Here is a 9621-nt window from a genome sequence, read left to right as displayed (position 1 = left end):
CGTCCACCGCGGTGGACGGCACGACCTGGGGAATCCGGGTGGTTTCCTGCGCGCCGCGGTCGATTTCGCGCTTGAAACGCCCGAGTACGGTCCATCTTTACGGGCGTGGCTGACGGAACGGATCGGGACAGAGCGCCCATGACGGAATCCCTCGACGCGGCGCGGCCCGAAGTGGCCGGGGACGAGGCCGAGCTGCGCTCGGTCGACGCGCAGATCTCGATGACCTTGGACGCCGCCGTCCGGCCCCAGCCGGTGCGGGTGGCGATCTCCGAGGCCCAGGGGCTGCTCTGCGCCGAGGAGGTGGTCGCCGAGCACGCGCTGCCCGGGTTCGACCAGGCCGCGATCGACGGGTACGCGGTGCGCAGCGTGGACGTCCGCAACGCCGGGCAGGAGCCGGTGCAGCTGCCGGTCGTCGGCGAGATCGCGGCGGGCTCGCGCCAGCCGCGGCGGCTCCAGCCCGGCCAGGCCGTCCGGGTCGACACCGGCGCGCCGCTGCCGACGCTGGCCGACGCCGTCGTGCCGCTCGCCTACACCGACGGGCACCAGGCCAAGGTCACAGTGCACCGCTCGGTGCCGTCGGCGGGGTACGTGCGGCGGGCGGGCGAGGACGTCCAGATCGGGGACGTCGCGGTGCGCCGCGGCGACACGATCGGCTCGGCCCAGGTCGGCCTGCTGGCCGCGGTCGGCCGCGCGAAGGTCCTCGTCTACCCGCGGCCGCGGGTGTCGATCGTGTCGGTCGGCGACGAGCTGGTCGACATCGACCGGACGCCGTCGGTCGGGCAGGTCTACGACGTCAACTCCTACGCGCTGTCCGCGGCCGCCCGGGACGCGGGTGCCGAGGTCAGCCGGGTCGGCATCGTGCCGAGCGAGCCGAAGCGGCTGCGGGAGGTCGTCGAGGGCAGGCTGCTGATGTCGGAGATCGTCGTGGTCGCCGGTGGCGCCGGGGGCGCCACCGGCGACGAGGTGCACGCCGCGCTGTCCGACCTCGGCCGGATCGACATGACGCGGGTGGCGATGCACCCCGGCTCGGTACAGGGGTTCGGCCGGCTCGGGCCCGACTCGGTGCCGACGTTCCTCATCCCGGGCAACCCGATGAGCGCGCTGGTGGTGTTCGAAGTGCTGGTGCGGCCGCTGATCCGGGCGGCGCGCGGGACCCGCAACCCGCACCGGCGGATCGTCGGTGCGCGGCTGCTTTCGCCGATCACCTCGACCGAGGGCCGGCGCGGGTTCCTGCGCGGCCAGTTGCTGCGCGACGAGGCCAACGGCGAGTACCTGGTCCAGCCGCTCGGCCAGTCCGGGGCGCACCTGCTCGCGTCGCTGGCCGAGGCGAACTGCCTGATCAACGTGCCGGAAGAGGCGACCGACGTCCCCGCGGGCGAGCAGGTCCAAGTCACCTTCCTGGCGCAACGGGCCTGATGAGCTCCGTGTCGGGCGTGTCCTATCCGGTCGAAAGCCGGCACCCGGGCTGGCCGGCTCGGCTCGGCCCGCTGCGCGTGCCCGCGGGCGAGGTCGCGATCCGGCCGGTCCGGCTGCGCGACGCCGGCGAGTGGAGCCGGATCCGGCTCCGGGACCGCGCGCACCTCGAAATGTGGGAGCCCACCGGTGTCGGCCCGTGGCCCGAACGCAACGCCTTCTGGTCGTGGCCGTCGCAGTGGGCGGCCCTGCGGTCGCTCGCTCGCCGTGGTCAGTGTCTCCCGTTCACGATCACCCTGGACGGTCGTCTCGTCGGGCAGATCACTGTGGGTAACGTCATCCGGGCGTCGCTGCGGTCGGCCTGGATCGGCTACTGGGTGTCGTCCGAGGTGGTCCGCGGCGGAGTCGCGACGGCCGCCGTGGCGCTCGTCACCGACCACGCCTTCGGCCCGGCCGGGTTGCACCGGCTGGAGGCCACCGTGCGTCCGGAAAACGCCGCCAGCCTGCGGGTTCTCACCAAGGCGGGCTATCGGCGGGAAGGCCTGTTCGAGCGCTACCTCGACGTCGCGGGCGGCTGGCGGGACCACTTCTGCTACGCCGTGACGCGCGAAGAAACCGGGTCCGGGCTGGTGTCGCGGCTGGTCGCGGCGGGCCGCGCCGACTACGCCTGAACGTGATTACCCACCCGGGTTGGTAGCCGCGTTACCACATGCTGTGAGTTTCACCTAATCCGGTGAGGCATTTCCGTGATCGAACCCGGCGAGTCTCCGCCCGATCTGTTACTCCTGTGACTAACGTGATTCGTGGTGGAAGGATCGGGGGAGGTGACGGGAGATGCCCAGCTCCGTGATCATCGTCGCGCTCGCCGCGGCATGGCTCGTCGTACTCGTGCCCATGGTCGCGCGACGGCGGCAGCAGGTCGCGAGGACGACCGACTCGGCGCTCGCGGCCAGGGTCGTGCGCAGTGGACGCAACGAAGACCGGGAGGAATTCGCCATGTCCGACGATCCCGGGAAGTCTCGGCCATCGGTGGAGGACGACCTCGCTGAACTGGAGGCCGACCTCGAACTCGAAGACGACCTCGACGAACCGGAGCACGAGCCCGCGCCGCTCCCGCAGCCGGCCCACAGCCGCCGGGCCGAGCGCGACCGCCCCGGCTACCGGCCCGGCCGCGGCGGCTTCGACCCCGAAGCGGCCGAGATCGCGGCCCGCGCCAAGTACGGCTTCCGGCAGCGCATCGTCGTCATCCTGCTCGCGATCGCGGTGATCAGCGGAGCCGTCGCCGGCTTCGTCTTCCCGCTGGCCTGGTGGGGCCACGGCGTGATCGACGTCGTGCTCGTCGGGTACCTGGTGTACTTGCGCCGCCAGGTGCGCATCGAGGAAGAGATCCGGCAGCGCCGGCTCGCCCGCTTCAACAGCACCCGCGCGCCCCGGCGCCCGTCTGCTCCGCCGGCTTCGATCGAAGAAGAGGACCACGAGGAGAACGAGGACGTCGAGGTCGTCGAGCCGGTCCGCCGCGAGGTGGTCGAGCGCCGGCCGTCCCCGACGTCCCGCGTCCGCCGCAGCGCCGTCGTCGTCGACCTCGACGACGAGGACCCGGCGTTCGAGGAGCTCGACGAGCCCGGGACCGGCCCGTACCGCCGCGCGGTCGGGGAGTGACCCCCCTGCGTGGGGTGCTCTTAGGGCACTGCTAAGCTCTACGAGCACAACCAAGGGGCTGTAGCGCAGTTGGTAGCGCGTCTCGTTCGCATCGAGAAGGTCAGGGGTTCGATTCCCCTCAGCTCCACAGCAGGTCAAGGGCCGTCCACAGTAGAGTGGGCGGCCCTTTTTGCTGCCCTGGTGGCGGCGAAGTGCGGCAGTGGCCCTGCTCGTCCAGGCTCCCCGCTGGTCACACTTCGACCAGGGGCCGAAGGATCCGTAACGCGGTGGATGCGACGACCGTTTGGGGTTCGGTCGAGGTAGTCCAGCGGATTCGGGTGAGGAGCTGTTATGAGACGTTGCCGAGGGTTGTTCGCCGCCGTCAGCCTGATCGCGACCGGAACGCTGCTCACCGCGGCACCGGCGAACGCGGCCACACCGCGGGTTACTCGTGGTCAGGCGATTGCCGTTTTCCAGGCCGCGCTGAACGGTGGCCGGGCAATGGTGAACCATTCTCCGGTCAGTCTCGGGGCGCCCTCGGACCTCGATCGCCGGGCCACGATCCGGCCGCTGGCCGGCGAAGGCTTCGACGGGATGCACTACTGCGCCGAAGATTGGCACGTCATCTTCATCGCCGATGTCGGCGGGGGCGGCCGTTCGTACCGTCGGCAGGACTTCGACGCGTTCACCGCTCACGACGTGATCGTCCTGCGCCTCGACGGGGGCGAGTTGTCCACCACTCGAACGGCGACCAAGCGCGTGAACGACCCTTTGCCACCGGACGAGATCGAGTTCGCCTTCGAGCAAGGCCGGGTCATGGCGCCCGGCGAGTTGAGCGTCGGGGCGCATTCCCTCGACGCCACACTGACGTTCCCGCCCGACACCATCGAGTTGCACATCACCTTCTTCGTCGACGCGCCCGGGACGGGAGTCTGCGTCGCTTGAAGGGCTTTGCCCGCGCCGGCCCGGTCAGGGGTGCAGTATTTCCCGGGTCCACTCGCGGGGCTGTTGGCTGTGCAGGTGCCAGTAGTGCTCCGCGATGTCTCCGGGGTCGAACGCTGTTCCCGGGGCGATCGGACCGTCCACAGTGACCGTTGCGAAGTGGAGGCCGGCTGGGCCGTACTGCTTGTCCAGCAACGTCACCAGCGCTCGGACTCCGGCCTTTCCGAGGGAGAGGCTCATGTACTCGGGTTTCGGCTCCGGCATTCCGCCGGTGATGATGAACGAACCGCTGCCTCGTCGCGCCATCGCGGGGGCGATGTGGGCGGCCGTGATGATCGCTCCCACCACGTTGACCGCCCAGGCCTCTTGGTGGGCCTGGACGGACAGCTCGCCGGGCCGGTCGGGCTGGATGATCGCCGCGTTGTACACGACTCCGTCCGGTACGCCGAACTCGCCGGTTGCCGTGTCGAGCGCCGTGCGCAGCGCTGTCTCGTCGGTGCTGTCCGCGGGCAGCGCGAGCACCGGGACCCCGGTCGGCGTCAAGGCGTCGGCCAGCGTCTTCAGCCTGTCCTCGGACCGCGCCACCAGGGCGAGCGGCAGTCCCTCCCGTGCGAACCTGCGGGCCACCGCGAGGCCGAGGCCCGGTCCCGCTCCGATGATCACCACGCCCCGGCATCGTTGCTCCTTCGTCTTCCTCCGTCACCGACGGCAAAAGGCTAAAGTCTCACATGAGTGAGAAGGTCAAGCGTGAACGAGGGGTCCAGGTGCGGATCGGCGCTTTGGCTCGGCGAACCGGCGTGAGCGAACGGTTGCTGCGCTACTACGAAGAGCAGGGCCTGCTCCGGCCGGCGCGGCGGGCGAACGGCTACCGCGAGTACGGCGAGCCCGACATCGTCACGGTCGAGCGGATCCGCGCGCTGCTCGCTGCGGGGTTGCCCACCGCCGTCATTGCGCAGGTCCTCGACTGCGTGCACGCCGATGGGGACCGGCTCGTCCCCTCGCCGTGTCCCGGGATGGTCACTCACCTCCGGCGGGAACACGCCCGGATCGATGAGGCGATCGGACAGCTCCGGGCCTCGCAGCGCGCCCTCGGCGCTCTTCTGGCGGCCGCGCAGGGACAGCGCGACGATCAGGTTACCCACGAGTAACTTATCCTTGGCGTATCGAAAAGCGCATACGTGCCGGCAACGCCGTGCTCCCTTGAATGGGCGGCATGAGCGAACCGGCACTCGGGATGACGATCTATGGGTGCGAGCCCGACGAGGCCGTGCTGTTCCGGGAGGTGGCGCCTCGCCTCGGCGTGACGCCGACCATCACGGACGCCGCGGTTTCCGAGGCCAACGTCGGACTTGCCGCCGGCAACCGGTGCGTCAGCGTCGGGCACAAGACTCCGGTCGGCCACGGGACTCTTCGTGCGCTCAGCCGGGTCGGCGTCTCGTACGTCTCCACGAGGAGCGTCGGCTACGACCACATCGATGTCGAATACGCCCGGAGCGTGGGCATTTCCGTGGGGAACGTCGCTTATTCGCCGGACAGCGTGGCCGACTACACGGTGATGTTGATGCTGATGTTGTTGCGGGACGCCAAGTCCGTCCTCCGCCGGGCGGAGGAGCACGACTACCGGCTGAACGACGTGCGCGGGAAAGAGCTGCGTGACCTGACCGTCGGGGTGGTCGGGACCGGGCGGATCGGTACCGCGGTCGTGGAACGGCTGCGTGGCTTCGGCTCTCGGGTGGTGGCGTACGACAGCCGTCCCCGGGCCGGCCTCGACTACGTCGAGCTCGACGAACTGCTGCGGCTGAGCGACGTCGTCACGCTGCACACGCCGCTCGACGCCGGCACGCACCACCTGCTGGACCGGCGGCGGCTCGAGCTGATGAAGGCCGGGGCGTTCGTCGTCAACACCGGGCGAGGACCTCTCCTCGACACCGAGGCGCTCGTCGCGGCGCTGGAAAACGGCAGGCTGGGCGGGGCCGGGCTGGATGTCCTCGAAGGGGAAGAGGGCGTCTTCTACGCCGACTGCCGGGGCGGGCCCGTCGGAAGCGATCTGCTGGTGCGGCTGCAAAAACTGCCGAACGTGCTGATCAGCCCGCACACCGCCTACTACACCGACCACGCGCTCGGCGACACCGTCGAAAACTCCATCATCAACTGCTTGAACTTCGAAAGCGGGAAGCGGCATGAATAGGCTCAAGGTCGGGATCGTCTTCGGGGGCGTCTCCGAGGAACACCCCGTCTCCGTGAAGTCCGCGGGGGAAGTCGCGCGGCACCTCGACACCGGGAAGTACGAACCGTTCTGGATCGGGATCACGAAGAGCGGCGCCTGGAAACTCTGTGACGGCCCGGGAACGGGCTGGGAAACCGGGCGGCCGGTCGCTCTGTCGCCGGACCGGGGTGTTCCCGGTCTGCTGGTCCTGGACGACGGGAAGTACGAGACGATCGGCCTGGACGTCGTGCTGCCCGTGCTGCACGGCAAGCTCGGCGAGGACGGGGCGATCCAGGGCCTGCTGGAGTTGTCCGGCATTCCCTACGCCGGCTGCGACGTCCAGAGTTCGGCCCTGTGCATGGACAAGTCGCTCGCCTACGTCGTCGCCGGGAGCGCGGGTATCGCCACGCCGAACTTCCGGACCGTCCTGGCGGGCGAGGAGGTCGGCAGGCTCACCTATCCCGTCTTCGTGAAGCCGGCGCGGTCGGGGTCGTCCTTCGGGGTCAGCAAGGTTTCCGGCGAAGAACAACTGGCGGCGGCGATCGCGACCGCGGCGCAGTACGACTCGAAGGTGCTGATCGAGGAGGCCGTTGCCGGGAGCGAGGTCGGCTGCGCGATCCTGGGCAGCGGCCGGGACCTCTTCGCCGGCGAGGTGGACCGGATCGCCCTTTCCCACGGCTTCTTCCGGATCCACCAGGAGGACGCCCCCGAAAGCGGCTCCGAGAACTCGACGCCCGTCGTGCCCGCCGACATCCCGCCCGAGACCCGCGCCCGCGTCCAGGAGACGGCGAAAGCCATCTACCGCGCCCTGGGGTGCGGGGGACTGGCCCGGGTGGACATGTTCCTCAAGGAAGACGGCACAGTGGTCCTCAACGAGGTCAACACCATGCCCGGCCTGACGTCCTACAGCCGTTACCCGAGGATGATGGCGGCCGCCGGCTTACCGCTCTCGGGACTGATCGACCGGCTCGTGGCCGGGACCGTCCGGTGAACGACGACTTCGCCTTCGTGGACGAGCTGGTGCCCGGCATCCGCTGGGACGCCAAGTACGCCACCTGGGACAACTTCACCGGCAAACCGGTGGACGGCTACCTGGTCAACCGGATCGTCGGGACGAAGACCCTGTGCGCCGCCCTCGGCCAGGCGCAGGAGAAGGCCGCGTCCCTCGGGTTCGGCTTGGTGCTGTGGGACGGCTACCGCCCGCAACGCGCCGTCGACTGCTTCCTGCGCTGGATCGACCAGCCGGAGGACGGCCGGACGAAGCTGTGGCACTACCCGAACATCGACCGGGCCGCGATGTTCGCCAAGGGGTACGTGGCGGCCAAGTCGGGGCACACCCGGGGCAGCACCGTCGACCTGACGCTCTACCACCTCGACACCGGCGAACTCGCGTCCATGGGCGGCGGCCACGACCTGATGGACACCATCTCGCACCACGGCGCCCGCGGGATCCCGCAGGCCGAAGCCGGGAACCGGGCCTGCCTCCGGTCCATCATGGAGGGTTGCGGCTTCGCCGCCTACGAGCGCGAATGGTGGCACTACGGCCTGAAGGACGAGCCCTACCCCGACACGTACTTCGACTTCCCCGTCGCGTGACCGGGCAGCCGGACCGTGACGCGGAGGCCACCCTCCGGTCGCGGGACCAGGGCCAGCGTTCCGTCGTGGGCGTGGGTGATGCTCTTGACGATGGCCAGGCCGAGGCCCACACCCGCCTGGTCGGTGCGGATGCGCTCGGTGCCGCGCTGGAAGGGCTCGGCGAGGGTGGCCACCAGGGGCCGCGGGAGGTGCTCGCCGGTGTTTTCGACGGTGAGCACCACCGCCCCGGGCTCGGCGCCGGTCGTGACCCACACCGCGCCCCGCTCGGGCAGGTTGTGGACGATCGCGTTGTGCACCAGGTTCGTCGTCAGCTGCAGCAGGAGTGCGGGTGAGCCGAGGGCGATCGCGGCCTCGCCGGACGTCTCGATGGTGAGGCCCCGCTTCTCGGCGAGCGGCAGGAGCGTTTCGGCGGCCTCCTCCGCGAGCAGGGAAAGGTCGACGCGGTCGCGGCTGAAGGTCCGCTGCTCGGCGCGGCTGAGCAGCAGCAGGGCTTCGGTGAGCTCGATCGCCCGGGCGTTGACGACGCGAAGGCGTTCGTCGAGTTCGTCCGTCGTGCGCTCGGGATCGTTGCGGGCGACGTCGAGCAAGCTCTGGGTGATCGCCAGTGGCGTGCGCAGCTCGTGGGACGCGTTGGCGGCGAACCGACGCTGCTCGGCGACGTGCGTCTCGAGCCGCGCGAGCATGGTGTCGAAGGCGTCGGCGAGTTCGCGGAACTCGTCGGCGCGGCCAGGCAGCCGGATGCGGTGGGAGAGCGAGCCGGTGGCGGCGACGCGCGTGGCTTCGGTGATGCGCGTCAGCGGGTCGAGCATCCGGCCGGCGAGGATCCAGCCGCCCAGCAGCCCGAACACCAGCAGGAACACGATCACGACGGCCATGAACGGGACGAACGCGCGCACCAGGACGCTGCGGTTGATCCAGAAGTTGCCCTCGGTGATGATCCAGCCCCGGGGCAGGAAGTACAGGTAGAAGGCGAGCACGGCACCCATCAGCAGGATGCCCGCGAGCATCACGAACCCGGCGTAGCTGAGGGTGAGCTTGAGCCGTGCGCTCAGCCCCGGTTCCCTAGCCACGGTCGTCGTCGCCGGTGTCGATGCGGTAGCCGACGCCCGGGACGGTCGCGATGATCCCGGGTTCGCCGAGCCGCTTGCGCAGCACCGACACTGTGATGCGCACGGCGTTGGTGAACGGGTCCGCGTTCTCGTCCCACGCCCGCTCCAGCAGTTCCTCGGCGCTGATCACCCCGCCGCCGGCCGCGACGAGGACTTCGAGCACGGCGAACTGCTTCCGGGTCAGGGCCACGTACCGGCCGTCGCGGTAGACCTCGCGGCGGAAGGGGTCCAGGCGCAGGCCGGCGATTTCGTGCACCGGCGGCCGGTTGTGCGCGCGCCGCCGGTCGAGGGCCCGGAGCCGGAGCACGAGTTCGCGGAGTTCGAACGGCTTCGTGAGGTAGTCGTCGGCGCCGAGGCCGAAGCCGGTGGCCTTGTCGTCGAGCCGGTCGGCGGCGGTGAGCATGAGGATCGGCATGCCGCTGCCGGAGGCGACGATGTGCCGGGCGATCTCGTCACCGGACGGGCCGGGGATGTCGCGGTCGAGGACGGCGATGTCGTAGGTGTTGACGCTCAGCAGTTCCAGCGCGGTGTCGCCGTCGCCGGCGGTGTCCGCCGCGATGGCCTCCAGCCGAAGGCCGTCGCGGATGGCGTCGGCCAGGTAGGGCTCGTCCTCGACGATCAAGACACGCACCTTCCCGATGCTACGAGCGGGTGCATATCGGCCGCATATCGGAAAGCGCGTACGCGCCGGCAACACCGCGCTGCCTTGACTGGCCG

General features: G+C 70.2%; 11 protein-coding genes, 1 tRNA gene and 1 pseudogene. 10 read left to right on the top strand and 3 right to left on the bottom strand.

The genetic code is table 11. From position 1 onward, the window contains the following. From CCN39_RS51970 to CCN39_RS29300, 6 genes and pseudogenes are all read left to right on the top strand, one after another. Positions 1–142: pseudogene (locus CCN39_RS51970) on the top strand (UTP--glucose-1-phosphate uridylyltransferase); the annotation flags it as partial. Then, the gene (glp, locus tag CCN39_RS29320) at positions 139–1416 is read left to right on the top strand and encodes a molybdotransferase-like divisome protein Glp (RefSeq protein ID WP_086847382.1); all 1278 of its coding nucleotides are present in this window, start codon (positions 139–141) and stop codon (positions 1414–1416) included. The pseudogene CCN39_RS51970 and the gene glp, both read left to right, overlap by 4 nt. Further along, positions 1416–2084, top strand: coding sequence for a GNAT family N-acetyltransferase (locus CCN39_RS29315; protein WP_086847380.1), 669 nt, complete (start codon positions 1416–1418; stop codon positions 2082–2084). Before glp ends, CCN39_RS29315 begins: the two co-directional genes overlap by 1 nt. 163 nt (positions 2085–2247) lie before the next feature. Beyond that, the gene (sepX, locus tag CCN39_RS29310; protein ID WP_086847378.1) at positions 2248–3072 is read left to right on the top strand and encodes a divisome protein SepX/GlpR; all 825 of its coding nucleotides are present in this window, start codon (positions 2248–2250) and stop codon (positions 3070–3072) included. Between the two features lie 54 nt (positions 3073–3126). Then, positions 3127–3199, top strand: a tRNA-Ala gene (locus tag CCN39_RS29305). Between the two features lie 221 nt (positions 3200–3420). Then, positions 3421–3996, top strand: a complete 576-nt coding sequence (locus CCN39_RS29300; RefSeq protein ID WP_086847376.1) for a hypothetical protein — start codon at positions 3421–3423, stop codon at positions 3994–3996. Between the two features lie 24 nt (positions 3997–4020). Here the strand turns inward: CCN39_RS29300 and CCN39_RS29295 are convergent, their stop codons facing one another. Then, positions 4021–4659 (bottom strand): SDR family NAD(P)-dependent oxidoreductase, encoded by a 639-nt coding sequence (locus CCN39_RS29295; RefSeq protein WP_208630434.1) that lies wholly within the window; start codon positions 4657–4659, stop codon positions 4021–4023. 62 nt (positions 4660–4721) lie between these two features. Between CCN39_RS29295 and CCN39_RS29290 the strand changes: the two genes are divergently transcribed. The 4 genes from CCN39_RS29290 (at position 4722) to vanX (ending at position 7795) form a co-directional block, all read left to right on the top strand. After that, positions 4722–5141, top strand: coding sequence for a MerR family transcriptional regulator (locus CCN39_RS29290; protein ID WP_341867714.1), 420 nt, complete (start codon positions 4722–4724; stop codon positions 5139–5141). 65 nt (positions 5142–5206) lie between these two features. Continuing rightward, entirely contained in the window at positions 5207–6181 is a 975-nt protein-coding gene (locus CCN39_RS29285; protein WP_341867713.1) for a D-isomer specific 2-hydroxyacid dehydrogenase family protein, read from the top strand. Then, positions 6174–7190: a D-alanine--(R)-lactate ligase gene (vanA, locus tag CCN39_RS29280; RefSeq protein ID WP_086847373.1), complete on the top strand. Its 1017-nt coding sequence runs from the start codon at positions 6174–6176 to the stop codon at positions 7188–7190. The genes CCN39_RS29285 and vanA overlap by 8 nt, the downstream gene beginning before the upstream one ends. Continuing rightward, positions 7187–7795 carry a D-Ala-D-Ala dipeptidase VanX gene (vanX, locus tag CCN39_RS29275; RefSeq protein WP_086847371.1) on the top strand — a complete coding sequence of 203 codons (609 nt, stop codon included), beginning with the start codon at positions 7187–7189 and terminating at the stop codon, positions 7793–7795. The genes vanA and vanX overlap by 4 nt, the downstream gene beginning before the upstream one ends. On the opposite strand, the gene CCN39_RS29270 is transcribed toward vanX, so the two are convergent. Then, positions 7759–8865 (bottom strand): sensor histidine kinase, encoded by a 1107-nt coding sequence (locus CCN39_RS29270; protein ID WP_208630432.1) that lies wholly within the window; start codon positions 8863–8865, stop codon positions 7759–7761. The genes vanX and CCN39_RS29270 overlap by 37 nt on opposite strands. Beyond that, positions 8858–9535 carry a response regulator transcription factor gene (locus tag CCN39_RS29265; RefSeq protein ID WP_167455210.1) on the bottom strand — a complete coding sequence of 226 codons (678 nt, stop codon included), beginning with the start codon at positions 9533–9535 and terminating at the stop codon, positions 8858–8860. Before CCN39_RS29265 ends, CCN39_RS29270 begins: the two co-directional genes overlap by 8 nt. Positions 9536–9621: the final 86 nt, after the last annotated feature.

It is taken from the genome of Amycolatopsis kentuckyensis (assembly GCF_002155975.1).
Classification (GTDB): Bacteria; Actinomycetota; Actinomycetes; order Mycobacteriales; family Pseudonocardiaceae; genus Amycolatopsis; species Amycolatopsis kentuckyensis.
The sequence above is the reverse complement of the archived record's forward strand: the minus strand, read 5'-3'. Positions and strand labels throughout refer to the sequence as shown.

Coding starts and splice junctions, on each gene's coding strand:
- glp (WP_086847382.1), top strand. CDS start 139: ATGACGGAATCCCTCGACGCGGCGCGGCCCGAAGTGGCCGGGGACGAG.
- CCN39_RS29315 (WP_086847380.1), top strand. CDS start 1,416: ATGAGCTCCGTGTCGGGCGTGTCCTATCCGGTCGAAAGCCGGCACCCG.
- sepX (WP_086847378.1), top strand. CDS start 2,248: ATGCCCAGCTCCGTGATCATCGTCGCGCTCGCCGCGGCATGGCTCGTC.
- vanA (WP_086847373.1), top strand. CDS start 6,174: ATGAATAGGCTCAAGGTCGGGATCGTCTTCGGGGGCGTCTCCGAGGAA.
- CCN39_RS29290 (WP_341867714.1), top strand. CDS start 4,722: ATGAGTGAGAAGGTCAAGCGTGAACGAGGGGTCCAGGTGCGGATCGGC.
- CCN39_RS29285 (WP_341867713.1), top strand. CDS start 5,207: ATGAGCGAACCGGCACTCGGGATGACGATCTATGGGTGCGAGCCCGAC.